Source organism: Castellaniella ginsengisoli (genome assembly GCF_040955415.1).
In the GTDB taxonomy this organism is placed as follows: domain Bacteria; phylum Pseudomonadota; class Gammaproteobacteria; order Burkholderiales; family Burkholderiaceae_B; genus Castellaniella; species Castellaniella ginsengisoli.
Window position 1 is genome coordinate 1,262,131 of the sequence record NZ_CP158257.1, and the last position, 25,395, is coordinate 1,287,525.

26 protein-coding genes are annotated in these 25,395 nt (G+C 63.7%); 23 read left to right on the top strand and 3 right to left on the bottom strand.

The genetic code is table 11. The annotated features are described in order from the left end of the window. Window positions 1-4 precede the first annotated feature (4 nt). From ABRZ00_RS05955 to ABRZ00_RS06005, 11 genes are all read left to right on the top strand, one after another. The gene (locus ABRZ00_RS05955) at window positions 5-2,428 is read left to right on the top strand and encodes a 3-hydroxyacyl-CoA dehydrogenase/enoyl-CoA hydratase family protein (RefSeq protein WP_368642645.1); all 2,424 of its coding nucleotides are present in this window, start codon (window positions 5-7) and stop codon (window positions 2,426-2,428) included. Between the two features lie 62 nt (window positions 2,429-2,490). Next, window positions 2,491-3,687 (top strand): acetyl-CoA C-acyltransferase, encoded by a 1,197-nt coding sequence (locus ABRZ00_RS05960; RefSeq protein ID WP_343834945.1) that lies wholly within the window; start codon window positions 2,491-2,493, stop codon window positions 3,685-3,687. Between the two features lie 139 nt (window positions 3,688-3,826). Then, window positions 3,827-4,225, top strand: coding sequence for a type II toxin-antitoxin system RelE/ParE family toxin (locus ABRZ00_RS05965; RefSeq protein WP_343834946.1), 399 nt, complete (start codon window positions 3,827-3,829; stop codon window positions 4,223-4,225). Further along, complete coding sequence (locus ABRZ00_RS05970; protein WP_368642644.1) at window positions 4,203-4,526, top strand: helix-turn-helix domain-containing protein; 324 nt, start codon at window positions 4,203-4,205, stop codon at window positions 4,524-4,526. Before ABRZ00_RS05965 ends, ABRZ00_RS05970 begins: the two co-directional genes overlap by 23 nt. Window positions 4,527-4,599: 73 nt before the next feature. Next, window positions 4,600-6,219 (top strand): glucose-6-phosphate isomerase, encoded by a 1,620-nt coding sequence (gene pgi, locus ABRZ00_RS05975; RefSeq protein WP_368642643.1) that lies wholly within the window; start codon window positions 4,600-4,602, stop codon window positions 6,217-6,219. A gap of 239 nt (window positions 6,220-6,458) precedes the next feature. Next, on the top strand, window positions 6,459-7,943 hold the full coding sequence (locus ABRZ00_RS05980; RefSeq protein WP_368642642.1) for a nucleobase:cation symporter-2 family protein: 1,485 nt from the start codon (window positions 6,459-6,461) through the stop codon (window positions 7,941-7,943). Between the two features lie 240 nt (window positions 7,944-8,183). Beyond that, on the top strand, window positions 8,184-8,402 hold the full coding sequence (locus ABRZ00_RS05985) for a CopG family transcriptional regulator (protein ID WP_320347699.1): 219 nt from the start codon (window positions 8,184-8,186) through the stop codon (window positions 8,400-8,402). Then, window positions 8,396-8,755: a type II toxin-antitoxin system VapC family toxin gene (locus ABRZ00_RS05990; RefSeq protein ID WP_343834950.1), complete on the top strand. Its 360-nt coding sequence runs from the start codon at window positions 8,396-8,398 to the stop codon at window positions 8,753-8,755. The genes ABRZ00_RS05985 and ABRZ00_RS05990 overlap by 7 nt, the downstream gene beginning before the upstream one ends. Beyond that, complete coding sequence (locus ABRZ00_RS05995; protein WP_368642641.1) at window positions 8,752-9,327, top strand: transcription termination/antitermination protein NusG; 576 nt, start codon at window positions 8,752-8,754, stop codon at window positions 9,325-9,327. Before ABRZ00_RS05990 ends, ABRZ00_RS05995 begins: the two co-directional genes overlap by 4 nt. Before the next feature lie 169 nt (window positions 9,328-9,496). Continuing rightward, window positions 9,497-9,775, top strand: a complete 279-nt coding sequence (locus ABRZ00_RS06000) for a BrnT family toxin (RefSeq protein ID WP_368642640.1) — start codon at window positions 9,497-9,499, stop codon at window positions 9,773-9,775. After that, window positions 9,750-10,028, top strand: coding sequence for a BrnA antitoxin family protein (locus tag ABRZ00_RS06005; protein ID WP_368642639.1), 279 nt, complete (start codon window positions 9,750-9,752; stop codon window positions 10,026-10,028). Before ABRZ00_RS06000 ends, ABRZ00_RS06005 begins: the two co-directional genes overlap by 26 nt. On the opposite strand, the gene ABRZ00_RS06010 is transcribed toward ABRZ00_RS06005, so the two are convergent. From ABRZ00_RS06010 to ABRZ00_RS06020, 3 genes are all read right to left on the bottom strand, one after another. Further along, on the bottom strand, window positions 10,025-11,329 hold the full coding sequence (locus ABRZ00_RS06010; RefSeq protein WP_368642638.1) for an O-antigen ligase family protein: 1,305 nt from the start codon (window positions 11,327-11,329) through the stop codon (window positions 10,025-10,027). The two genes, ABRZ00_RS06005 and ABRZ00_RS06010, sit on opposite strands and share 4 nt — an antisense overlap. Window positions 11,330-11,467: 138 nt before the next feature. Next, window positions 11,468-11,833 carry a type II toxin-antitoxin system HigA family antitoxin gene (locus tag ABRZ00_RS06015; RefSeq protein WP_368642637.1) on the bottom strand — a complete coding sequence of 122 codons (366 nt, stop codon included), beginning with the start codon at window positions 11,831-11,833 and terminating at the stop codon, window positions 11,468-11,470. Window positions 11,834-11,840: 7 nt separating this feature from the next. Next, window positions 11,841-12,143 carry a type II toxin-antitoxin system HigB family toxin gene (locus ABRZ00_RS06020; protein WP_343834957.1) on the bottom strand — a complete coding sequence of 101 codons (303 nt, stop codon included), beginning with the start codon at window positions 12,141-12,143 and terminating at the stop codon, window positions 11,841-11,843. Window positions 12,144-12,300: 157 nt separating this feature from the next. On the opposite strand from ABRZ00_RS06020, the gene galE reads away from it, so the two are divergent. The 12 genes from galE (at window position 12,301) to wecB (ending at window position 25,394) form a co-directional block, all read left to right on the top strand. After that, complete coding sequence (gene galE / locus ABRZ00_RS06025; RefSeq protein ID WP_368642636.1) at window positions 12,301-13,305, top strand: UDP-glucose 4-epimerase GalE; 1,005 nt, start codon at window positions 12,301-12,303, stop codon at window positions 13,303-13,305. A 101-nt stretch (window positions 13,306-13,406) separates the two neighbouring features. After that, on the top strand, window positions 13,407-15,518 hold the full coding sequence (locus tag ABRZ00_RS06030) for an autotransporter domain-containing protein (RefSeq protein WP_368647869.1): 2,112 nt from the start codon (window positions 13,407-13,409) through the stop codon (window positions 15,516-15,518). Window positions 15,519-15,668: 150 nt separating this feature from the next. Continuing rightward, window positions 15,669-16,244 (top strand): UDP-2-acetamido-3-amino-2,3-dideoxy-D-glucuronate N-acetyltransferase, encoded by a 576-nt coding sequence (gene wbpD / locus ABRZ00_RS06035; RefSeq protein ID WP_368642634.1) that lies wholly within the window; start codon window positions 15,669-15,671, stop codon window positions 16,242-16,244. Window positions 16,245-16,269: 25 nt separating this feature from the next. Then, window positions 16,270-17,361: a DegT/DnrJ/EryC1/StrS family aminotransferase gene (locus ABRZ00_RS06040; protein WP_368642633.1), complete on the top strand. Its 1,092-nt coding sequence runs from the start codon at window positions 16,270-16,272 to the stop codon at window positions 17,359-17,361. Window positions 17,362-17,395: 34 nt separating this feature from the next. Beyond that, a complete protein-coding gene (locus ABRZ00_RS06045; RefSeq protein ID WP_368642632.1) occupies window positions 17,396-18,340 on the top strand; it encodes a Gfo/Idh/MocA family oxidoreductase in 945 nt (314 codons plus the stop codon). Next, window positions 18,337-18,675 (top strand): MarR family EPS-associated transcriptional regulator, encoded by a 339-nt coding sequence (locus ABRZ00_RS06050; protein ID WP_368642631.1) that lies wholly within the window; start codon window positions 18,337-18,339, stop codon window positions 18,673-18,675. Before ABRZ00_RS06045 ends, ABRZ00_RS06050 begins: the two co-directional genes overlap by 4 nt. After that, window positions 18,672-20,564 carry an acyltransferase family protein gene (locus ABRZ00_RS06055; RefSeq protein ID WP_368642630.1) on the top strand — a complete coding sequence of 631 codons (1,893 nt, stop codon included), beginning with the start codon at window positions 18,672-18,674 and terminating at the stop codon, window positions 20,562-20,564. Before ABRZ00_RS06050 ends, ABRZ00_RS06055 begins: the two co-directional genes overlap by 4 nt. Beyond that, window positions 20,551-21,819 carry a lipopolysaccharide biosynthesis protein gene (locus tag ABRZ00_RS06060; RefSeq protein ID WP_368642629.1) on the top strand — a complete coding sequence of 423 codons (1,269 nt, stop codon included), beginning with the start codon at window positions 20,551-20,553 and terminating at the stop codon, window positions 21,817-21,819. Before ABRZ00_RS06055 ends, ABRZ00_RS06060 begins: the two co-directional genes overlap by 14 nt. Window positions 21,820-21,837: 18 nt before the next feature. Beyond that, window positions 21,838-22,470: an imidazole glycerol phosphate synthase subunit HisH gene (hisH, locus tag ABRZ00_RS06065; protein ID WP_368642628.1), complete on the top strand. Its 633-nt coding sequence runs from the start codon at window positions 21,838-21,840 to the stop codon at window positions 22,468-22,470. Beyond that, window positions 22,457-23,224, top strand: a complete 768-nt coding sequence (locus ABRZ00_RS06070; RefSeq protein WP_343834969.1) for an AglZ/HisF2 family acetamidino modification protein — start codon at window positions 22,457-22,459, stop codon at window positions 23,222-23,224. Before hisH ends, ABRZ00_RS06070 begins: the two co-directional genes overlap by 14 nt. After that, window positions 23,221-24,339 (top strand): N-acetyl sugar amidotransferase, encoded by a 1,119-nt coding sequence (locus ABRZ00_RS06075; protein ID WP_368642627.1) that lies wholly within the window; start codon window positions 23,221-23,223, stop codon window positions 24,337-24,339. Before ABRZ00_RS06070 ends, ABRZ00_RS06075 begins: the two co-directional genes overlap by 4 nt. After that, on the top strand, window positions 24,336-25,394 hold the full coding sequence (gene wecB, locus ABRZ00_RS06080) for a non-hydrolyzing UDP-N-acetylglucosamine 2-epimerase (protein WP_368642626.1): 1,059 nt from the start codon (window positions 24,336-24,338) through the stop codon (window positions 25,392-25,394). The genes ABRZ00_RS06075 and wecB overlap by 4 nt, the downstream gene beginning before the upstream one ends. Window position 25,395 lies beyond the last annotated feature (1 nt).

Here is a 25,395-nt window from a genome sequence, read left to right on the forward strand (position 1 = left end):
TATCATGCAAACCAGCCAGTCCGCCCCTCTGTTCATCCGCCGCGTGGCGGTGTGCGGCGCCGGGGTCATGGGCGCGCAGATCGCCGCCCACTGCGTCAACGCCGGCGTGCCGGTCGTGCTGTTCGATCTGGCCAAGGACGACGGCCAGGGCGGCAAGAACGGCATCGTTCAGCGCGCCATCGCCCAACTGAAGAAACTCAACCCCGCCCCCCTGGGCGTCAATGCGCTGGCCGATCTGATCACGCCGGCCAATTACGACGAAGACCTGGCGCTGCTGGCCGATTGCGACGTCGTCATCGAGGCCATCGCCGAGCGTCTCGACTGGAAGCGCGATCTCTATCACAAGCTGGCGCCGGCCCTGAACCCGCGTGCCATCGTCGCCAGCAACACCTCGGGCCTGTCGATCACGGCCTTGTCCGAGGCGCTGCCCGAGACCCTGCGCCACCGCTTCTGCGGCGTGCACTTCTTCAACCCGCCGCGCTACATGCCGCTGGTCGAGCTGATCCCCACCGCCGCCACCGAGCCGGCGCTGCTGGACCACCTGGAAACTTTCCTCGTGTCGCAACTGGGCAAGGGCGTCGTGCGCGCCAAGGATACGCCGAACTTCATCGGCAACCGCATCGGCGTGTTCGGCATTTTGTCGGTCTTTCATCACACCCAGGCGCTTGGCCTGCCCTATGAATTGGTCGACGACCTGACCGGCACCCGCCTGGGCCGTGCCAAATCCGGCACCTACCGCACCGCCGATGTGGTGGGTCTGGATACGCTGGCGCACGTCATCGACACGATGAAAAACCAATTGCCCGATGATCCCTTCCGCGCGCATTTCGGCGTGCCGCCCGTGCTGGCCGCCCTGATCGAGAAGGGCGCCCTGGGCCAGAAGACCAAGGCCGGTTTCTTCAAGAAAGAAGGCAAGCAGATCCTGCGCCTGGATCCGCAGGCCGGCGAATACGTGCCTTCCGGCGAGAAGGCCGCTGACGAAGTCAAAGACATCCTGAAGGAACGCGATCCCGCCAAGCGTTTGCGGGCGCTGCATGATTCCACGCATCCCCAGGCCCAATTCGTCTGGGCCGTGCTGCGCGACACCTTCCACTACAGCGCCGTGCACCTGGGCGACATCGCCGACAGCGCGCGCGAGCTGGACCAGGCCATGAAGTGGGGCTTCGGCCATGCCCAGGGGCCTTTCGAGATCTGGCAGGCCGCCGGCTGGCGCCAGGTCGCCGAGTGGATCCAGGCGGATATCGCCGCCGGCAAGACCCTGTCCGATGCCCCGCTGCCCGCCTGGGCCACCAGCGGCGCCGTCTGGGACAAGCAGGCCGTGCATACGCCGGAAGGCTCTTACAGCCCGGCCGCCAACGCCTATGTGCCGCGCAGCGCGCTGCCTGTCTACCAGCGCCAGATCGGCGCGCCGCGCCTGGTGGGCGAAGGCCCGGCCCTGGCGCCGAACGTCGTTCATGAGGACGACGCCGTGATGTGCTGGACGCTGCCCGCCCCGCATCCCCAGGACGTGCTCCTGGTGTCGTTCAAGACCAAGATGCACACCCTCAGCCCGGACGTGGTGCGCGGCGTGGTCCGCGCTGTGGACCTGGCCGAGCAGGGCTACAAGGCGCTGGTGGTCGCCCAACTGGACGACCCGTTCTCCGCCGGCGCCGATCTGAAGGCCATGCTGCCCGCCTTCATGTCCGGCGGCGTCAAGGCCGTCGAGCCGATCCAGAAGGAAATGCAGGACATGGTCATGCGCCTGCGCTACGCCCAGGTGCCCGTGGTCGCGGCCGTGGCCGGCCTGGCGCTGGGCGGGGGCTGCGAACTGTCCGTGCATTGTGCGCGCCGCGTCGCCCATCTGGAAAGCTACATCGGTCTGGTGGAAGTCGGCATCGGCCTGGTGCCGGGCGCGGGCGGCATCACGTATAGCGCCCGCCGCGCGGCCGAGATCCAGGCGCAGTCCGCCCCGGACGCCCCGCTGCTGGCCTACGTCAAGGAGTTCGTCCTGGCCGTGGCCACCGCGCGCGTGTCCAAATCCGCGCTGGAAGCCCGCCAGATCGGCTTCCTGCGGGATTCCGACCCCATCGTGATGAACCGCCACGAACTGTTGTACGTGGCCGTGCGCGAAGCCGCCAACCTGGCCGAGCAGGGCTACCGCGCGCCGCTGGCCGCGCGCTTCCCCGTGGCCGGCCGCGACGCCATCGCGACCCTCAAGGCTCAGTTGGTGAACATGCGCGTGGGCGGCTACATCTCGGACTACGACTTCCACATCGCCGAACAGGTCGCCACGGCCATCTGCGGCGGCGACGTCGATCCGGGCAGCCTGGTCGACGAGGCCTGGATGCTGCGGCTGGAGCGCGAGGCTTTCCTGGCGCTGCTTGCCAATCCCAAGACACAAGAGCGCATTGCCGGTCTCCTGCAAACCGGCAAGCCCGTCCGCAACTGACGCGTCGCAGACGATGCCCCGGGCCGCGCAGCGGCCCGGATACCCGAACAAGGAGACTTACCATGACTGCTCTGCAACAAGCCTACATCGTCGCCGCGACGCGCACGCCCATCGGCAAGGCCCCGCGCGGCATGTATTCCCACACCCGTCCCGATGAACTGCTGGCCAAGGCCATCCAGGGCGTGATGGCCCAGGCGCCCGGCCTGGATCCCGCCGCGATCGAGGACGCCATCGTCGGCTGCGCCATTCCCGAAGGCCCGCAGGGCCTGAACGTCGCGCGCGTCGGCGTGCTGCTGGCCGGCCTGCCGCAATCCGTCGGCGGCGTCACCGTCAACCGCTTCTGCGCGTCCGGCCTGACGGCCGTCGCCATGGCAGCCGACCGCATCCGCGTGGGCGAGGCCGACGTCATGCTGGCCTGCGGCACCGAATCCATGAGCCTGGTCCCCACCATGGGGATCAACACCTCTTTCAGCCCGGATGTCTACCTGAAGGAAGAGAACATCGGCATCGCCTATGGCATGGGGTCCACCGCCGAGCAGGTCGCCCAGCGCTGGAAGATCTCCCGCGAAGACCAGGACGCCTTTGCCCTGCGCTCGCACCAGCGCGCCCTGGCCGCCCAGCAGTCGGGCGAGTTCACCGATGAAATGCTGCCGGTCGAGATCGTGCGCCGCCTGCCCGACCTGAAGGCCGGTGAAGTCCGCGAAACCCGCCGCACCGTCAATCTGGACGAAGGCCCGCGCGCCGACACCAGTCTGGAAGCCCTGGCCCGCCTGCGCCCCGTGTTCGCCGCCAAGGGCAGTGTCACTGCAGGCAACAGCTCGCAGACCTCCGACGGCGCCGGCGCCCTGCTGGTCGTGTCCGAGCGCGCCCTGAAAGAGCACAACCTGACGCCGCTGGCGCGCTTCGTGTCCTTCGCCGTGCGCGGCGTGCCGCCCGACATCATGGGCATCGGCCCCAAGGAGGCCATCCCCGCCGCCCTGAAAAAGGCCGGCCTGACGCAGGACCAACTGGGCTGGATCGAACTCAACGAAGCCTTTGCCGCGCAGTCCCTGGCCGTCATCCGCGACCTGGGCCTGAACGAAGACGTGGTCAACCCGCTGGGCGGCGCCATCGCCCTGGGCCACCCCCTGGGCGCCACCGGTGCCATCCGCTCGGCCACCACCATCCACGGCCTGCGCCGCCGCAACCTGCAGTACGGCATGGTCACCATGTGCGTGGGCACGGGCATGGGCGCCGCCGGCATCTTCGAGCGCTGCTGAATCCGGCGCCTGCACGCCCCGGCGCTTTCCTTCGACAGGGAAGCGCCGGGGCGTTTTTGTCCATGGAGGGGTTGGAATGCAACCGTCAGGCCGCTAAGCTCGGGATGAGCTTGGTTGCTATGGCACTGAGTGGCATAATATGACTCGACGACAGCGGGTTTTCCTGACGCGTCATTTCCTGCGTTGGATGCGGAAGACCGGATTGACGCACGATGCGCTTTGCCGCGCCGTTTCGGAGATGGCGCAGGGCCTCCTGGATGCCGATCTGGGTGGTGGCATATTCAAGAAACGCGTCGGTCTCGCGGGACGCGGAAAAAGCGGGGGTGCGCGGACTCTGGTAGCGACTAACCGTGGGGATCGCTGGTTCTTCATGTTCGGATTCGCCAAGAACGACAGGGAAAACATCACTGGCGCTGAATTGATGGCCTTGCGGATGCTGGCTTCGGACTTGTTGAGATTGGCGCCATCACAGATGGACGCCGCCATCGGGGACGGCTCGCTACAGGAGATTTGCCATGACGATCAAACATTCGGCTGACAGCCCGCTGCTGGCCGCTGTCCATGAAACGGCCCGCGACTTGCATCGGCTGGGATTCATCGACAAACGCAAGATGCTGCGCTATGACGCCCTGTGCCTGGATCCGGTCCCCGCCTATACCAGTGAACAAATCCGCGCCATGCGTACGAAGCTCAGGCTCAGCCAGTCCGTGTTGGCCGCTGTGCTCAACACCAGCGTCTCGACCGTTCGCAAGTGGGAGCAGGGCGACAAGCAACCCAGTGGTCCTTCCTTGAAGCTGCTGAATCTGCTGGACCGCAAAGGATTGGAGGCTGTGCTGTGACCCCCGGCGCGCTTGCTTCGTATGACCGCATGACATAATGACCGGCGATCCCGCCGACCTTCATTCCACCGCCATGTCCGATCGCCTTGCCGCCGATACGCTTGCCCCCCTCACCGGCCTTCCCGAGTGGAAGCGCTTTGCCTTGGCGGCGCAGACCTGCGCATCGCGCACCGGCGTGCTGGACCTGATCGAGGCCCCCGGCCTGACGCTCGATTCCAGCGGCCAGCGTCATTCGCCCGAACTCATGGCCGCAGGCGAGGCCTTGCTGCGGGCGCGGGATTTCGACACGCAGCGCGCGCGCCTGCTGGCCGGCGAGGTCGTCAACGTCACGGAAGACCGCGCCGCCTGGCATACCCTGCTGCGCGCGCCCGAGGCGCCGCCCGAGGTGCAGGCCGAGCGCGAACGCATGGACGCCTGGGTGCAGCGCGCCGATGCCGGACGGCGCTGGCGCCACGTCGTGCATGTGGGCATCGGCGGATCCGATTGGGGGGTGCGCCTGGCGGTGACGGCCTTCGGCTATGCCGGCACCTGGCGCGACGTGCGCTTCGTGGCCAATATCGACGGCCACGCGATCGAAGGCGGATTGGCGGGGCTGGACCCGCGCGAAACCCTGGTCGTGCTGGTCTCCAAATCCTTCACCACGGCGGAAACCCTGGAAAACGGCGCGCGTGCGCGCGAATGGCTGATTGCGTCCGGCCTGGATCCGGCCGCCCATCTGGCGGCGGTCACCGCCCGGCCCGACCGCGCCCGCGCCTGGGGCGTGCCGGAAAATCAGATTTTTCAATTGTGGGATTGGGTCGGCGGGCGGTTTTCGCTCTGGTCCGCGGTCAGCCTGAGCACCGCGCTGGCCGTGGGCGTCGACGTGCTGGAAGGCTTGCGCGCGGGCGCGGCCGCCATGGATGCGCATTTCGCCCAGGCGCCTCTGGCGGAAAACGCTCCGGTGCGCATGGCGCTGGCCGGGGTGGCCAACCGCAGCGTGCTGGGCCAGGGGTCGCTGAACATCGCCCCCTACGATTCGCGTCTCGCGAACCTGGTGCCCTACATCCAGCAACTGGATATGGAATCCCTGGGCAAGTCGGTGGACGTCGCCGGCCGCCCCGTGGGCGTGCCCACCGGCCCGGCCGTCTGGGGCATGCCCGGCACCGATGCGCAGCACACTTTCTTTCAATGGATGCACCAGGGCAGCGACGGCGCGCCGGTGGACTTCATCCTGTGCCGCGAGGCCGACCACCATTGGCCGGCGCACCACCGCCAGTTGCTGGCCAACTGCCTGGCCCAGCGCGAGGCCTTGATGCGCGGCAAGACCCTGGCCCAGGCGCACGCAGAATGCCTGGCCGAGGGCATGGAAGAAGCCCGCGCCGCCTGGCTGGCGCCGCACCGCGTCCATCCGGGCGGGCGCCCCAACCACCTGATCGCGCTGCCGCGCCTGTCCCCGTATTCCCTGGGCGCCCTGCTGGCCCTGTACGAGCACCGCGTCTTCACGCAAGGCGTGATCTGGGGCATCGACCCCTTCGACCAATGGGGCGTCGAATACGGCAAGATCCTGGCGCGCGGCATCATTGCCGAGCTGGATCCGGCGGCCAGCCAGGCGCACCGCGCCGACGCGGCCGGCCCCGGTGCATCCGCCAGCGGCGGGCCGGGCGCCGGGCACGACGCTTCCACCCGCCACTGGATCGACCGCCTGCGGGGTTGAGATCTAGGGGCTTTCCCGGTCTTTCACCCCGGCCCAGGCGGGATTGTCTGAAAACGCTCAGGGTTTACCCAGGATTATGCGCCGGGCCGAAAAAACCTTATCGTGCTTTGCACATGACTGTGCGTGGCGACCTCCGGTAGAGTGGCCACTGAACGCTGGAAAAGCGTTTTTCAGACTTCAAAACCAAGACATGAGGGCCATCCCCGCGCAAGGGCGAGCCCCGACCCTGGAGACAAGACATGAGCAAAACCGTCGCCCCGGTGGATGAAATCCTGCCGATGGGCCAACTGACGGCCCTGGGCTTGCAACACGTGCTGGTCATGTACGCCGGCGCCGTGGCCGTCCCCTTGATCATCGGCCGGGCGCTCGGCCTGGACGCCCACGAAGTATCGCTGCTGATCGCCGCCGACCTGTTCGCCTGCGGCATCGCCACCATCATCCAGTCCCTGGGCGCCACCCCGTGGTTCGGGATCAAGCTGCCCGTCATCATGGGCGTCAGCTTCGCCCCGGTCGGGCCCATGATCCACATCGCCCAGTCCAACCCAGGGCACGAAGGCGCGCAGCTCTTGTTCGGCACCATCATCGCGGCGGGGATCATCACCATCCTCATCGCCCCCTGGATCAGCCGCCTGTTGCGCTTCTTCCCGCCGGTCGTCACCGGCACCATCATCGCCATCATCGGCATCACTCTGATGCGCGTGGGCATCAACTGGATCTTCGGCAACCCCTTCGGCCCCACCGCGCCGTCCCTGGTCGATCCCAATTACGTCGCGTGGCTGAACGACATCCGGGCCGCCTCGGGCGCGCCGGGCTCGCCCCTGCCGGCCGTGCCCGAGGGCCTGGCGCTCATGCCCACGATGCCCAATCCCAAGTACGCCAATCTCACCGGCGTGGGCATCGCCGCCATCGTGCTGGTGTCGATCCTGCTGATCGCCAAGTTCTGCAAGGGTTTCCTGGCCAACATCGCCGTGCTGCTGGGCATCGTCATCGGCGCCGTCATCACGTCCGCCATGGGCATCATGACCTTCGAGAAGGTCGGCCGGGCCGAATGGGTGGACATCGTCATGCCCTTTCATTTCGGCATGCCGAAGTTCGATTTCTGGATGATCCTGACCATGGTCCTGGTCATGATCGTGATCCTGATCGAATCCACCGGCATGTTCCTGGCCCTGTCGGACATGACCGGCAGGAAGATCGGCCAGAAAGACCTGGCGCGCGGCCTGCGCACCGACGGCCTGGGCACCCTGATCGGCGGCATCTTCAACACCTTCCCGTATTCCAGCTTCTCCCAGAACGTCGGCCTGGTCGCCGTCACGGGGGTGCGCAGCCGCTTCGTCTGCGTGGCCAGCGGGGTCATCCTGCTGGTACTGGGCCTGCTGCCCAAGCTTGCGGCGCTGGTCGAATCCCTGCCCACCGTCGTGCTGGGCGGCGCGGGCATCGTGATGTTCGGCATGGTCACCGCCACCGGCATCCGCATCCTGGGCGGCGTGGATTTCGCCAAGAACCGCAACAACGCCATGATCGTGGCCATCTCCATCGGCATGGGCATGATCCCCGTGGTCGCCCCGAACTTCCGCCAGTGGATGCCGCACGCCATCCACCCGCTGATCGAATCGGGCATCCTGCTGACGTCGCTGTCGGCCGTGCTGCTGAACGTGTTCTTCAACGGCGCCCCGCACGACACCGACGCCGCCGTCGAGGCCGCCAAACACGCGGAGGCTTGATCTTCGGGCGATCCGGATGGCTGGCTTGGCCATCCGGTTCCGCTGCCGCGCGCCATGCATCGGGCGCCTTCCTTGAAAGAGGAGGCGCCCGAATTGTTGCTGCGAGGTGATCCGGGCAGGCGACAGGCTTGCGTAGAAGTCGCAGGCTGACAGTGCAGGTTCAGGTGGATATGCTGGATTTCCTTTGGTCATGATTCTGGATGATATACAATGATGATATCTTCTGAGGACTCAAAAACCATGGCCAGAATCCTCATCGATCTCTCGGAAACGCAGTTGCAGGCCCTTGCCGCAAAAGTGCGCACCGAAGGGCGGTCCCGTGCGGCCATCATTCGTGATGCCATCGATGCCTATCTCGCGCACCATGCGCCGGGTGATGCATCGGCCGTGTTCGGTCTCTGGCGGGATCGCTCGATCGACGGGCTCGAATACCAGGAGGCGCAAAGAGCGGAATGGTAAGAGCGCTGATCGATACCAACGTGCTCATCGATTTCCTCAGCGGGCACGAAAAGGCACATACCGAACTCGACCGCCATGCGCGGCCGGCCATCAGCATCATTACCTGGATGGAGGTGCTGGCGGGTGCCGTGCCGCACGAAGAATCCGCGATCCGTCGCTGGCTGGATTCCTTCGAGCGGATCGGGGTGGATGACCAGGTGGCGGGTCGTGCCGTCGTCATCCGCAGGGAACGGCGCATCCGGCTACCGGATGCCATCATCTGGGCTTCCGCCCAGGTCCATGGGATGTTGCTGGTGTCGCGCAATCACCGGGATTTTCCCGTGGATGCCCCGGATGTGCGGGTGCCATATTGAATACGCCTGATCTTCCCTCCGCCTGGTACGTCGCTCACACCAAGCCCCGTCAGGAACGCACCGCCGCCGAACAACTGCGGCGCCAGGATTTCGAGGTCTATCTGCCGCTGTTCAAGGTCTTCCGGGAACCTGGGCGGCGTCGGCGCGCGGCCGTCGCGCCGACGCCGTCCGATCCGGCAAGTACGGCCGCGGCCGATCCCGCGCTGACCGCCCGCGAGCCCATGTTCCCCCGCTACCTGTTCCTGCGGCCCACCCGGGCCACGCAGTCCCTGTCCGTGGTGCGTTCCACGGTGGGCGTCAGCCGGTTGGTCATGTTCGGCCACCAGCCCGCCACCCTGGCGGACGATGCCGTCCAGGCCATCCGCCGGGCCGAAGACCTGCGCGAAACCGCCGGTCTGGCCGACATCGGCCCCTACCAGCCCGGCATGGCCGTGCGCCTGCGGGATCCGGCGCTGGCCGGCGTCCAGGCACTGGTCCGGGCGGTCTCCGCCGACCGCGTCACCCTGCTGCTGGACATCCTGGGCCGCCCGCAGACCGTGCAGGTCGAGTTCGGGCGGATCGCACCGCTGTAGCCGGGCGGAAGCTCCGCCTTGCCTCCAGTGCAGGTTGTGATCAATCCACCACAGCCCGCCTCGCTTACAAGACAGATATCCATAAGATGGGCGATGCAACATGCTCCCATCCCGTCAATGTGTCTACAGAAAGATGGATCATTGATTTAAATGCATCTACAATCAGAATATGGATATCGAATTTGATCCGTATAAATCGAGGATCAATGAGCGAGAGCGCGGCCTGCCGTTCGCGTTGGCGTCCCAGTTCGAGTTCGAGACCGCGGTATTCAAAGTCGATGCACGGTGCGATTACGGCGAGGTGCGCATCCGGGCGCTGGGCAAGATCGATGGCCGTGTGCATGTGGTGGTATTCACAGAGCGCGAGCATGCGATCCGCATCATCAGCTTGCGCAAGGCCAATCGGCGGGAGGTGTATTTGTATGAGCAAGAAATCAATCGATCCTGAGCGCGTGGACGACGACAACCCGGAATGGACCGAGGCCGACATGCGCACGGCCGTGCGCCTGGATGGATTGCCTGAGTCGCTGCAGCAGAAACTACGCGGCCAGCGCGGGCCTCAGAAAGCACCGCGCAAGATTCAGACAGCGATCCGCTACGACGTCGATATCATTGATGCCTTCAAGGCCGGAGGGCCCGGCTGGCAGACCCGCATGAATCAGGCCTTGAGGGAGTGGCTGCGCGGCCGGGAAAAAGCCTAGACCCCGTGCGCGGCGTCGTACTCGGCTTGCCGCAGCGCGGCCCACAGCACAGCCAGCGATACCAGGAAGAACATCACCCCGTTGTTGCGGCCCAGAATCACCTGGGTCAGCCCATAGGCGGCGAAAGCGGCCGGCAACGCCGCCCCGCAGCAGGCCAGCACCCGCACCGCCGGCTCGGGCGCACGCAGGCGGCGGCAGAAATACCAGAAACTGGCGATCAGCAGCGCCAGAAACGCGATCAGCCCCAGGCTGCCCTGGTGCAGCCAGATCTCGATGAACTGATTGTGCGTATTGGACAGCGTCCCCACAAAGGGCGCCACCCGTTCGGCCTCGATCAAGGTCTGCAGGTGAGCATCGTATTGCGCATGGCCCCAGCCCAGCAAAGGCCGTTCCGGAATGCTGATCAGTGCCGCCTTCCAGGCCTCCAGGCGGGAACCGACATTGTTCGAGGCATCGCCTTGCTGGCGGTAGGCTTGCCATTCGTCCAGCGCGGCGGCATAGCGGCTTTCGGCGATCTGGCCGGCCGGCAGCACGGCCAGCGCGATAACCGCCGTGGCACCCAGCAGGGCGATGCCCGCCAGCAGCGGGCGCAGGTGCGCGCGGCGCAGCAGCGCCACAGCGGCCAGCACCAGCAGCACCGGCAGCGCGATCAGGCTGCCGCGCGTGGCGGCGGCGATCATGGCGTACAGGCCGGCCAGCGCCCCGGCCAGCAGCAGGACGCTCCAGGCCCAGCGCCGCTGGATCGCCGCCAGGGCGGCCCCCATCAAGCTCCAGAATCCCATGGTGAGCGCCATGTCGGCAAACGGGATGGCGCTGGTGACGAAACCCATGGCGCGGACATAGCCGATACCCAACGTCTGCCATGCGGCGACGCCCGCCGTGGCGAACAGGCCCAGCGCCAACCCCGCCGCTGCCCAATCCAGGCGCAGCCGGATGCGCCGCAGGCCCGCCAGGATGGGCACGGCCAACAGGTAGCGGGCGCCCTGGTCCAGGTATTTGCCCGAATCCCCGTGCCACAGCACGGCCAGCGCATTGATGGCGAACACCGCCAGCAGCAGCGCGCATAGCGTGCGGTCCTCGGCCGTCCAGGGGGCGGGCGCAAGCCCGTCCGGCACACCGGCCTGGGTCCGGCGCCCCGCGCGCCGGGCAGTCCACCACGCGGCCAGCCCGCCCAGCAGCAAGACGCCGCCGCCGATGGAATAGCCTGAGGGCACCGACAGCATCAGCAGGAAGAACAGCGCAGCGCCGGCAGACATCCAGGTCGACAGCCAGGCAGGGAGAACGGCCGGAGAAGAGGGCATGACACAAGCAATGACAAAATGTGATGGGATGGATTGTAGCGGGCCGCCGCGCTTCCCCGAGCCCGCACTCTGCCCGCAGACCGCCCGGACCGGATTCGAGCGGCATCAGCGGGCAGGCTAATGCCTGCCCGTCTCTTTTTATGCGGTCGGCTGGATCAGGCTCTCGGCGGGAATGCCAAGCTCCTGGTGCAGTTTTCGGATCATGGGCAGGGTCAGGGCGCGCTTCCGGTTCAGTATCTCGTAGACGCGGTTGCGCCGCCCGATCATTGGCTCCAGATCCTTGATACTCAGTCCCGATTGTTCCATGCGAAATTTGATTGCTTCGATCGGGTCCGGCAGGTCGATGGGATGATGGCGGGACTCATAGGCTTGCACCAGCGTGGACAGCACTTCCAGCCTGTCGCCCTCCACGGTATCGGGCGCGGGATCAAGATCAACCAGGCGAGAAACCTCCTTGAGCGTCATCTCATAGTCGGCTTCGGTACGGATGGGGCGGATTTCCATGATGGGGCTACTCCATTTCGACTGTTGCGGCGTCGATGTCATCATATTCAGCGTGCGTGCCGATGAACTTCACATAGACGACGCCCAAGCGGTAAGCGATGGCTGCAACCAATCGATAGTCATTGCCTTTGACATTGAACACGACGCGCCGGTTGCCAAGGATGCTGGCGTTGGCATAGCGGGCCTTGATGTCTGCTGGCTGCTGCCAATTGGCCTGGCGAACTTCGTCTACCCAGACCTGGATAGCTTGTTTTGCGTCTGGGTGCCGATCCCAGAAGCGCCTTAAGGTGCGCGTGGCAATGATGCGCATGGTTCAATCATAGTCCCAATTTGGGACTATCGCAATAAGTAGTCGGACCTACAAACTACCCGCTTTCACTGTAGCGAGCTATTCGTAAAAGCCGACCTCGGCTGAAGACGACTGGTACGATTCCATGAATTCTTCTCTCCATGGAACCACACCCCGCATGAACATCCTGCTCACCGGCGGCACGGGCTACATCGGCAGCCACACCGCCACCGTCCTGGCGCAACAGGGCCACCACGTCGTCCTGCTCGACAACCTGTCCAACAGCAGCGAGGCCGTCGTCGGCCAACTGGCGCGCATCCTGGGCGCGGCGCCGGTCTTCGTGCGGGGCGACGTGCGCGACGAGGCCTTGCTGGCCCGCACCCTGCGCGACCACGCCATCGAGGCCGTCATCCACTTCGCCGGCCTGAAGGCCGTAGGCGAATCCGTCGAAAAACCGCTGGACTACTTCTGCAACAACGTCCAGGGCACACTCTGCCTGTTGCAAGCCATGCGTGCCGGCGGCGTGCGCACCCTGGTTTTCAGCAGCAGCGCCACCGTCTATGGCGAGCCGCAATCCCTGCCCTTGGACGAGCGCCACCCCACGCGCGCCGTCAACCCCTACGGCCGCAGCAAGCTGCACATCGAGGAAATCCTGAGCGATCTGGCGGCCTCCGACCCGGTCTGGCGTCTGGCCTGCCTGCGCTACTTCAACCCGGTGGGCGCGCACGACAGCGGCCTGATCGGTGAAAGCCCGCGAGGCGTGCCCAACAACCTCATGCCCTACGTCGCCCAGGTCGCCGCCGGCCAGCGGGCCGAGCTGAGCGTGTTCGGCAACGACTACCCCACGCTCGACGGCACCGGTGTGCGGGACTACATCCACGTCATGGACCTAGCCGAGGGCCATGCCGCCGCCCTGGGCTTTCTGGCCAGCCACCCGGGCTGGCATGCGATCAACCTGGGCACCGGGCGCGGCCACAGCGTGCTGGAGCTCGTCCGCGCCTTCGAGCAGGCGTCCGGGCGCCCCGTGCCTTACCGCATCCAGCCGCGCCGCCCGGGCGACGTCGCCGCCTGCTATGCCGATCCCGCCAAAGCCCGCCGGGATCTGGGCTGGACGGCCGCCCGCACGCTCGAGGACATGTGCCGCAGCGCGTGGAAGTACCAGCAGGGGGCGGCGGTGGCTTGACCCATCTTAAGTCCGCCGCAACTCAACTCCCCATTCCCTTCCGTCTTCTGTAAAACCGGGTTGTCACATTCAGTGACACAAAACCTCTACAGGAGACAAGAATGTCCATCTTCAGAACGCTTTTCTTGCGCGCCATCCTGGCGCTGCTTTGCCTGGGCCTGCCGCCGCCCGGCCTGACGCAGGTGTTGCCCGAGGCGCCGTGGGATGATTCCCCGGCGCCTTTTGTTTTGCGCGGCGAATGGATCGCCGTGGATGAAGACCGGCGCATCGCGCGGGGGCTGCACCTGGAGGGCGCCAGCGGATTCCGGGTCGCCGGCGGCCGGACCCTGGAACTGCAAGGCCCCATTCTGGGCCACCCGGTCGATCCCCTGCTGCCCATTCCGTTCTGGAAACTGGGCGGTGGGCATCTGGAACTGGCCGGCGCGAGCGCCACGAACGGCCAGATCGTGCTGGCCGAGGGCAGCCTGGGCCTGGCGCACGAAAGCGCCCTGGGCGTGCCGGGCAACAGTCTGGAAATGTCGGCCGGTACCCGCCTGGAGCTGCGCCCCGGCATCCGTATCGGGCAAGCGATGCAGGTGCGCTCCGCCGACACCGCCCGCACGCCGCCCGCGCACTGGGGCCTGCCCCCCATCGCCGGCCTGGGCGCCGCCGCCGTGTGGCGCGTGCCGGCGGGCGAGGCCACTTGGGCGGGCGGGATCCAGACCAATGCCCCGGTCGTCAAGGACGGCGCCGGCACTTTGCGGCTGGCGGGCGCGGGATTCAGCATCGACCGCGACCCGCTCGTCCTGGCGCAGGGCGGCCTGCACATCGGGCAACTGTGGTGGGGGCCTGTGCTGACCCGACCCGGCACCGTGCTGTCCGGTACCGGCCAGGTGGACGAGGCCCGTATCGCCGGCCTGCTGAGCCCGGGCGATACGGATCAGACCGGCACCCTGATGATTGGCCAGCGCCTGGCCCTGCTGCCGGGCGCCCAGACCCGCATCCGCATCGATGCCGGCGGCCAGGCCGACCGGATCTGGTCTTTTGGCACGGCGCGCCTGGGCGGCGAGCTGGCGATCGAGCCTGCGCCCGGCGCCTGGACGCCCGATCGTCGCTGGATTATCGTCCAGGCCGATGGCGGCCTGGAATACGGGGCGGATGGCGGCGGCGATCCTGTGCCCGGCGATGGCCGCTACACCCGGGTCGTCAGCGCCTTGCGCTACCTGGACCCCGTCCTGGAGTATGGCGCCAACACCGTCACCCTGGGCCTGCGATACAACGCGCAGGGCTTGAGCACGGCCGACGCCGCCTGGCGCGGCGCCCTGCTGGACGACAGCCGTTTTGCGCGGGATGCCGCCCTGGCGCACGGCGACAGCGGCCAGGCCTGGGCCCGGAGCTGGGCCGCCAACACCGAGCGGAGCGGTGTCCGGGGCCTGCCGGGCGACGACCGGGACACCGGCGGCCTGCAGATCGGCGTCAGCCGGCAGGTGGGCACGGGCGGCTTCCTGTCGGTCTTCATGGGCACCCAGGACACCCGCCTGGCGAACCCGGGGTCGGCCGCGCCTGCACCGGCCCAGATGGGAAACCTGTATCGCGTGCATGATCGGTCCGCGCACCTGGGCCTGGGCGCCAGCCTGGCGCGCCATGGCTGGCGCATGAGCCTGGGTGCCGCGCAGTCCTGGCATCGGGCCGACCTCGACCGCCAGGCCGACCCGGAAGACGCCACGCTGCGCAGCCGCACCGACGCGCGGCTGGTCCAGGCCTGGCTGCATGTCCAGCCGGAGCGGCCGGTTCCCCTGGGTTCGTGGCAATTGACGCCCTACGCCCGGGCGGTCTGGCTGCGCCTGCATCGTCCCGCGGCGGAAGAAAGTGGCGGATTGGCGGCCGTCGCTCTGGACGAAAACACGGATCGCCGCTGGATGGGGCAATTGGGTGTCCAGGTCCGGCGTCCCTGGTCCACGCGGCATGGAGATGCTCTGATGGCGCTGGAGCTGGGCGTGCGCCGTCTATGGGGCGGATCCGCCCTGGCCAGCCATCAGGCCTATCGGGCCGATCCGCAGCGGCGCTATGAAGTCGAAGGCCTGCCCCTGCCGCGTCATGTCCTGCGCCTGGACCTGGGCGTCCAGGCGCCCGTTGCGCGCAGCGCCCGCATTGGCTTCGCCTATACCGGCCAGCATGGAGCGGGGCAGAGGCAGCACGGGATGTGGCTGGGCGTGACGGGCAGTTTCAGATAAATCCTGTGGCTACTTCTTTGTTTTAGTGCCTGGCCAGGTGATGTATGATCGCGTTCACCCGATGAACATCGCCTGGCGCTTGCTGACCGTGTCACAGCACGGCGGTAGCGTGCCTGAAATGCCTGCAATCCCCTCCAACGTCCAGAACCCATGACCCATTACCAACACGAAACCGCCATCGTCGATCCCGGCGCCCAGATCGGCGAAGGATCGCGCGTCTGGCATTTCGTCCACGTCTGCGGCGGCGCCCGCATCGGCGCGGGTGTTTCCCTGGGCCAGAACGTCTTCGTCGGCAACAAAGTCGTGATCGGCGACCGCTGCAAGATCCAGAACAATGTCTCCGTCTACGATAACGTCACCTTGGAAGAAGGCGTGTTCTGCGGCCCCAGCATGGTGTTCACCAACGTCTACAACCCGCGCTCGCTGATCGAGCGCAAGGACGAATACCGCGACACCCTGGTCAAGAAGGGCGCCACCCTGGGCGCCAACTGCACCGTCGTCTGCGGCGTCACCATCGGTGAATACGCCTTCATCGGCGCGGGCGCCGTCGTCAACAAGGACGTCAAACCCTACGCCCTGATGGTCGGCGTGCCGGCGCGCCAGATCGGCTGGATGAGCCAGCACGGCGAACAACTGGATCTGCCCCTGAGCGGTCATGGTGAAACCATCTGTTCCCATACCGGCGCCACCTACCGGCTGACCGACGGCCAGTGCGTCCGTCTTTGATTTTCATTCCATACTCATCGTCATCATGCAATTCGTTGATCTGCAAGCCCAGTACCAGCGCCTGAAAAACGAAATCGATACCAACATCCAGCGCGTGCTGGCCCACGGCCAATTCATCCTGGGACCGGAAGTGGCCCAACTGGAAGAGCGGCTGGCCGACTACACCGGCGCCAAATACTGCATCACGGTCGCCAACGGCACCGACGCCCTGCAGATCGCCCAGATGGCGCTGGGCATCGGCCCGGGGGATGAGGTCATTACGCCGGGTTTCACCTATATCGCCACCGCCGAAACCGTCGCCCTGCTGGGCGCCAAGCCCGTCTACGTCGATATCGATCCGCGCACCTACACCCTGGACCCGGCCAGGCTGGAAGCCGCCATCACCCCGCGCACCCGCGCCATCATTCCCGTCTCGTTGTACGGCCAGTGCGCCGACATGGACGCCATCAACGCCATCGCCGACAAGCACGGACTGACGGTCATCGAGGACGCGGCCCAAAGCCTGGGCGGCCGCTACAAGGGCCGCAAGAGCGGCAATCTGTCCACGATCTCGTGTACCAGTTTCTTCCCCAGCAAGCCCCTGGGTTGCTACGGGGACGGCGGCGCGATCTTTACCAACGATGACGCATTGGCGGTCGTGCTGCGCCAGATCGCCCGTCATGGACAGGACCGCCGTTACCACCATATCCGCGTCGGCGTGAACAGCCGCCTGGACACCCTGCAGGCTGCCATCCTGTTGCCGAAACTGGCTGTGCTGGACGACGAGATCGCCGCCCGCCAGCGCGTGGCGGACACCTATACCCGCCTGTTCAATGCGGCCGGCATCCAGGCCACACCGGTCATCGAGGCCCACAATGCCTGCGCCTGGGCGCAGTACACCGTGCAACTCGACGGGCGCGATGCCGTGCAGGACGCCCTGAAAGCCGCAGGCATCCCCACTGCCGTCCATTACCCCATTCCCCTGAACCGCCAACCGGCGGTGGCGGATGACGGCGTGTCGCTGCCGGTTGGCGATGCCGTGGCCGAGCGGGTGATGAGTTTGCCGATGCATCCGTATCTGGACGAGGCGGCTATCAGCCGCGTGGTCGATACCGTGCGGCAATGCCAAGCGGCCTGATTCATCTGCCTTTTTATCCAGCCAAACGAGAGACATGAAGAACTTCGCTCTGATCGGCGCCGCCGGCTACATCGCTCCGCGCCATATGAAAGCCATCAAGGACACCGGCCACCGGCTGGTGGCCGCCCTGGATCCCAACGATTCCGTGGGCATCATCGACAGCCACTTTCCGGATGCGGAATTTTTTACGGAATTCGAACGGTTCGACCGCCACATCGACAAGATGCGCCGCTCGGGCGACGACAAGCGCATCGACTACGTGTCCATTTGCTCACCCAACTACCTGCACGATTCGCATATGCGTTTCGCCCTGCGGTCCGGCGCAGACGCCATCTGCGAAAAACCGCTGGTGCTGAACCCCTGGAACATCGACGGCCTGCAGGAAATCGAGCGCGACACAGGGCGCAAGGTCAACACCATCCTGCAACTGCGCGTGCACCCCGCCATCGTGGCCCTGCGCAAGCAAGTCGCAGAGCAGAAGAAAAACACCAAGCACGAAGTGGACCTGACCTACATCACGTCTCGCGGCCACTGGTATCTGCAGTCCTGGAAGGGCGATGTGAAAAAATCCGGCGGCATCGCCACCAATATCGGCGTGCATTTCTTCGACATGCTGCATTACATTTTTGGCAACCTGCAGGCCAATGTGGTGCATGCCAATGCGGAAACCTACGCGGGCGGCTACCTGGAATACGAGCACGCCCGGGTGCGCTGGTTCTTGTCCGTGGATTATGCCGATGTGCCGGATACGCAGAAGGCCAGCGGCCAGCGCACATTCCGATCCATTACCGTGGATGGTCAGGAAATCGAGTTTTCCGGCGGCTTCACCGATCTGCATACGCGCAGCTACGAGGGCATCCTGGCTGGGCAGGGGTTCGGGCTGGAGGAAAATCGTACCGCTATTCAGACTGTGTCGGCCATCCGTCATGCGCCTTTGGCCCCATTGACAGAGGACTACCATCCGTTCTTGAAAAAATGACCGAAGGCGTTTACGAAGAAAGCCACCTCAAAGTCCTGCGTCTGCTGGAAGCAGACCCGGGGCTGAGCCAGCGTGACTTGTCACAGGCTCTGGGAATCAGCCTGGGGAAGACCAATTACTGCATGCGCGCCCTGCTGGACAAGGGGCTGATCAAGATGCAGAACTTTCGACATAGCGAAAACAAGCTGGGCTACGCCTACCTGCTGACTCCCGCAGGGATCGCTGCCAAGGCCGAACTTACGCGCAGCTTCCTGAAGATCAAACAGAGGGAATACGAAGCCCTGAGGCGGGAGATCGAAGAGCTGCAGCGGGAATCAGAGGTAAACAGGAAATGATGCGTGCAGTTGATCATGCTAGGTATCGTCTGGATATCCAGGGTTTACGTGCCCTGGCGGTCTTGGCGGTCATGTTGTTCCATTATGATCCAGCGCTATTGCCCGGTGGTTATGTGGGCGTGGATATCTTCCTGGTCATTTCCGGGTTTTTGATTACGCAACAGCTTTTTCTGAAGAAGCAAGCAGCCGACTACGCTGTCACGGTATGCCTGCGGCGGTTTTACATCAGCCGGCTACGCCGGATCGTACCCGCCTATTTCTTCATGTTGCTCTTGGTCTGGGGCGTGGCAAAGCTGCTGTTCACTGACGATGATTATGCTTATTTTTTAGCGAGCCTGAAATCCACGGCGATCTTCACCAGCAATCAGTATTTCGCTCATTTTGGCAACTACTTTGCCCCCGGCCTGGCGGAGCAGCCGCTGTTGCATACTTGGTCGCTGGCGGTCGAAATGCAGTTCTACCTGCTTTTGCCCGCATTGGTGTTGATGCTTTCTGGCACCTGGGTCAAGCGGGTCATTCCGATCCTGATTCTCGTGTTGGTGTTGGTGGCCGAATGGCAGTTACGGCTTGGCGGGCACCGTCAGGAAACCTATTACGCGCTGTACTCGCGCATTCCGGAATTTCTGGTGGGCTCGTGGCTGGCGATCAACGTCGTGGGTCGCGATTGGTCGCAGCGGTGTGCAGATGGTGCCATTCTGGTGGGGTTGGTGTTGATCGCGTCCAGCCTATTCGGATTGAATAGTGCGTCCTCTTTTCCCGGCCTCCTGTCCCTGCCGCCGGTCATCGGAGCCGCCCTGATCATCGCGGCTTCCCGCTCTCGTTTGTCAGTTGCATTGGCCCATCCCGTCATGGTCTGGATCGGCTTTCTGTCTTATTCGCTCTATCTATGGCACTGGCCGATTTTGGCCTGTATCCGGTACTACACTGGTAGTCAGTCGCTAGGCTTGCAGGCGACTTTGGTTTTTGGATTTGGCACTTTATTGCTGGCGTGCCTGTCGTTTTATCTGATCGAGGAGCCGGCTAGAAAGCTACGTCTGAATGTACTGCGTCCATATCTGACAGTACCCAGCGCGTTGGCTGGGGCGTTGATTGCAGGTGTCGGGTTGCTGGGCCTGTATCAGGTGGCTCCGGCGGCTAAGACCTATATTGCATCCGCAGGCCTGGGATCCGAATATACACGGTACGCAGATCCGGCAGATTTGATCTGCCATGGATCTGATACCGGGCATTGTGTAAAAGGAGACCTGACCAGCGAACTGGAAGTTCTCGTGGTTGGCGACTCGCACGCGGCGATGCTGAATGATTTTTTTGCTGAACTTGGCAAAGAACAGCATTTCAAGGCCAGGGTGCTGACGGCCAGTAGTTGCATCCCGATTCCGGACTTCAACATCAGCAAACTGCCTGAATGGTCTCAGGCGCAGTGTCTGGACCAGATCCGGCGAGTGCAGACGGAGCTGGAGCGGGATCGGAGTCGAGTATTGGTTCTGGCGGGCATGTGGAGTTATCAACTGCAGGATTCCGGCTTTGCCGCCAATCTGGAAGCCTTCCTGAAAGCGCATCGTCCGGATCGGATCTATGTTCTGTCCCAGGTGCCGCTGTGGTTGAAAAACCCGATGCGGATACAGCGCTTCGCCAGCCTTGGCCTAACGAGCCGTGTCCCCGTAGATCCAGCCTATCGCCGCGCAAACGATGAAATTTCTCGCCTTGTAAAGAGTAGCGGCGCGCATTTCCTGGCGCTCGACCAGTTGCCCGTTTTCAATCAAGCCCCGTGGCTGGCCGAAAATCTGATCTATATGGACGAGAGTCATTTGAATCAGGTGGGAGTGCGGGCTTATGCGCAGGCGGCTCAAATGCAGATCCGTGCACTGGTGAGCCATGATGCACCGTAAGCGGCTGTCCTCCTACTGGCAGCGAGTGGCCGTGGTCTTTTCAGGAGCCGCACTGTCGCAAGCGATCCCGATTGCCGGCTCACTGCTGATTGCCCGGCTATACGTGCCGGCAGAGTTCGGTTTGTTCGCCGCTTGGTATGGGGTGTCGGTGGTCCTGAACCTGTTCCTGACGGCTCGATTGGATGCCGCCTTTGGCCTGGCTTCGGATGGTGTCGAGCGCGGTCGCCTGGTGGTCGCGACGGTTCTGGTGGTGTTGGGCATGGGGGGCTTGTTGGGCCTGTTGACTTGGCTGGTCGTCGGCCTGTGGCCGGCCGGGTTATTCGGAGTTTCTGCTGCGTTGACCGGCTGGCTGGCGCCTATGTGTTTGTGTGCCGCCTTATCTGTCGTCTGGCAAGCATGGGCTGCCAATAACGGGCAGATTCATGCGCTCAATGCAATCCGCCTGGTTCAGGCAGCAGGCGTGACCGGGCTGCAGATACTGGCTGCCTGGTTTAATCCGGTTGCCGAGTCATTGGTCGTGGCTCAGATTGCCGGGACGGCTGTGGCTGTGTGCGTGGCCATCAGGCTGCTGCCGATCCTGGCGTATCTGCCGCGCGCATGGTCTGAATTGCAGCTTCTGTGGTCCGAGGTCTGGCGCAAGTACTGGCGCTTTCCCTTGCTGGCAATGCCGAGCGACATGATCAATGCTTCGGCGGCTCAGTTGCCGGTGATTGTGCTGGCAGCACGCTACGGCGGGGAGGTGGCAGGCTGTTTTGCGCTGGCCTCCAGAACCCTGGGGGCGCCGTTGGCAGTGCTGGGTGCCGCCGTTCGCGACGTGTTCATCCGTGATGCCGGGCTGGAAATGCGTACACACGGCCATTGCAGACAGGTCTATCGTCGGACGTTCCGTATTTTGGCGCTGTTGTCTTTTTGTCTTGTGCTGGTCACGGTGCCGTTGGCCGAGTCCGCCTTCACCCTGGTGTTCGGTGAGCCTTGGCGCCTGGCTGGGGTGATGGCCATCTGGCTGGTTCCGTTATTTGCATTGCGTTTCATCGCCAGTCCCCTGAGTTATACCTTCTTTCTGGCGCAAAAGCAGAAGGTGGATCTGATTTGGCAAAGTGTTTTGTTGGGGATGGTGATCGTGGTTCTATATGGTTTCGATTCCTACCGTCTTACGCTGATTGCCTATGGTGCTGGTTACGCGGGTATGTATGTGGTGTATCTGATGTTGTCCAGTCGATATGGCGGCAGGCAGACTGCAGGTGTCGGGGCTTGAAGAAAGGTCACGCTGATCGTGAAAATAATCTCTGTGCTTGATTATGGCTGCGGCAACATCCGTTCCGTCATCCGGATGTTGGAGAAGGCCGGTGCTTCGGCCAATCGCGTGTCGACGCCGGAAGAGGTGCGCGAGGCGCAAGCGCTGGTGCTGCCTGGAGTCGGCGCTTTTGATCATGGGATGGGGGCGCTGATGGAGCGTGGCCTGGACCGTGCTTTGAATGATGCCGTCAATAACCATGCGGTGCCTGTGCTTGGCATCTGCCTGGGGATGCAACTGATGTGCCGGGGCAGCGAAGAAGGCCGGCTTCCGGGGCTAGGCTGGTTCGATGCGCAGGCTACACGGTTTCCCGACCCGGGGCTCACGCGGCTGCCTGTGCCGCACATGGGCTGGAATACCTTGCGCATTACAAAGCAAAATGCCTTGCTGTCCGCGGATGAGTCTGATCAGCGATTTTATTTCGTGCATTCGTATCGCATTCGGTGCAATGATCCGGGAGACGTGGTGGCGACTTGCGAGTACGGCGACGACTTCGTTGCCGCGTTTTCGAAGGCCAATTTGTTCGGCGCACAGTTCCACCCGGAGAAAAGCCATCGGTTCGGACTGGCCATGATGCGTCGTTTCGTGGAGTGGGTTCATGCTGCGGCATAGGGTCATTCCCGCACTATTGCTGCGTCAAGGCGGACTGGTCAAGACGCGGCGTTTCAAGGACCCTGTGTACGTGGGCGATCCCACCAACGCCATCCGCATCTTCAATGAAAAGGAAGTCGATGAACTGATGGTGCTGGACATCGAAGCGACCCGATCCGGCAAAGGTCCTGATTTCAGTACGATCGAGTTGTTTGCGGGGGAATGCTTCATGCCCCTGGCCTATGGCGGAGGTATCCGGACCCTGGATCAAGCCGCCCGGATATTCGATCTGGGTGTGGAAAAGGTCTGTCTGCAGACCGCCGTCCTGTCGGATTACGATCTGGTGACCCGAATTGCCAGCCGTTATGGCAGTCAAAGCGTCATTGCCTCCATTGATATTCAGCGGGATTGGCGCAAGCGGCCGCACTTGTATAGCAGCAGCGCGGGAAAGCGGTTATCGCTGGACTGGCTGGGCCATGCGCAGCGCGTGATCGAGGCTGGCGCGGGCGAAATTCTGCTGAACGACGCAGATCGGGATGGCATGAGGGCAGGCTACGACACGGATCTGGTTCGACACCTTGCACAATCCGTATCAGTGCCTGTCATTGCCTTGGGGGGCGCCGGCAGTCTGGATCATTTGCGCGAGGCTGTCTTGGCTGGGGCCTCTGCGGCCGCCGCCGGATCGATGTTTGTTTTTCATGGCCCGCACCGGGCCGTTTTGATTACTTATCCGCGCTACCAGGATTTGGAGCGCATTCTGGACGTTTCAGCATGAGCAAACCCTATCAGATGTGTACCCGATGTGTGATGGACACCAGCGCGGGCGACATCCAGTTCGACGCGCAGGGCGTGTGCAATTACTGCACGACATTCCTGCAGCATTCAGGCCACATCATTCATGCCGAGCCCGCAGAGCGGCAGAGTCAGTTGAATGCCTTCGTCGAACGAGTCAAGCGCGATGGCCAAGGCAAGCGCTATGACTGCGTTGTCGGTGTTTCTGGCGGGGTGGACAGTTCCTGGGTGCTGGTGCGCGCGGTAGAACTCGGTCTGCGGCCGCTGGCCGTTCACATGGACAATGGCTGGAATTCCGAATTGGCCCAGAACAACATCGCAAACCTGGTGCAGGGCCTGGGGGTGGATCTGCATACTCACGTGATCGACTGGCCTGAATACCGGGCGTTGATGCAGGCATTCTTCGATGCCGACGTGATCGACGTTGAACTGCTGTACGACAATGCCATGCTGGCGGTGAACTACCAGCAGGCGACGCAGCATGGTGTGAAATGGATTCTGTCCGGATCGAACCAGGCAACCGAAGGCCTCAGTATTCCCAAATCCTGGAACTGGTTCAAGCACGATCAGCGCAACATCCGGGCCATTGCCAAAGCACATGGAAATGTGAAGATCCGGACATTGCCGACCTTCGGTACCCTGCAGTATGTGTGGGCTGAGTTCGTGCGGCGGATCAAATGGACCCAGATCCTGAACCTGATGGAATACAACAAGTTCGACGCCATGCGGGCCTTGCAGGAATCCCATGGCTATAAGCCGTATCCCTATAAACATTATGAATCGATCTTTACCCGGTTCTATCAGGGCTATCTGCTGCCGCAGAAATTCGGTGCGGACAAGCGTCGGGTACATTTTTCGACCCTGATCGTGGCTGGACAGATGACGCGTGAAGAAGCGATCAGGGATCTGGAAAACATTCCCTATCCCAGCCAGGCCGAGCTGGATGATGATCGCCAGTATTTCCTGAAGAAGATGGGCTGGACCGAGGCTCAACTGCAGGACTATCTGAACCGGCCCGAGCGCCCCCATACGGCTTATCCCAGTGAAATCAAACTGTGGAACCTGCTGAAAGACATCTATCTGAGGTTTCGTCGATGAAGCTGCTCACAGTCATTGGCGCGCGGCCTCAGTTCATCAAGGCCGCCACGGTATCGCGTGCGTTGGCCGCACATCATCCTGACTCGCGCGAGATTCTGGTCCATACCGGGCAGCATTACGACGCCAATATGTCCGACGTGTTTTTCGATGAACTCGACATCCCCCGTCCGGATCATCATCTGGGGGTGGGCGGTGGATCTCACGGGCAGAATACCGGCCGCATGCTGGAAAAGCTGGATGCGCTGATCGTTCAGGAAAAACCCGACTGGGTTCTGGTCTATGGTGATACGGACAGTACGCTGGCGGGTGCGCTGGCCGCTGCCAAACTGCATGTGCCGGTGGCTCATGTCGAGGCAGGGCTCAGATCCTTCAATCGTCGGATGCCTGAGGAAATCAATCGGGTGCTGACGGATCACGTTGCCGACCTGTTGTTCGCGCCGACCAAGGTCGCACAGCGAAATCTGCAGAAAGAGGGCGTCGCGGATTCAAAGATCCACGTGGTGGGCGACGTCATGTATGACGCAGCCCTGTACTACAAGCCTCTGGCTAGAAAACCGGCATGGTTCGATGCGCTCAGGCTCGGGGAGTTTTCCCTATGCACTATCCACCGGGCTGAAAATACGGACGATCCTGACCGGATGCGGGGCATCCTGGCAGGGTTGGCTAAGTCCCCGCTGCCGGTCGTGCTGCCGCTGCATCCCCGGACCCGGAAACAATTGGCGCAGTTTCATCTGGGCCTGCCGGATACGGTTTGTGCCGTGGACCCCGTTGGGTATCTGGAAATGGTGTGGCTGGAATCCCATTGCCGCTTGGTCGTCACGGATTCTGGCGGGGTGCAGAAGGAAGCTTACTTTCATGGGAAACCCTGCGTCACCTTGAGGGATGAGACGGAGTGGGTTGAGTTGGTGGAGGTGGGGGCGAATGTGTTGGTGGGCACTGATCGGGAGCGCATTGTGGCAGGTATGTCTCAAGTTGATCTGGCTGGATTTGAGGCGAACGAATTGTATGGACATGGAGACAGCGTGCAGCGGATCCTTGAGCTGCTATTCGTGTGAG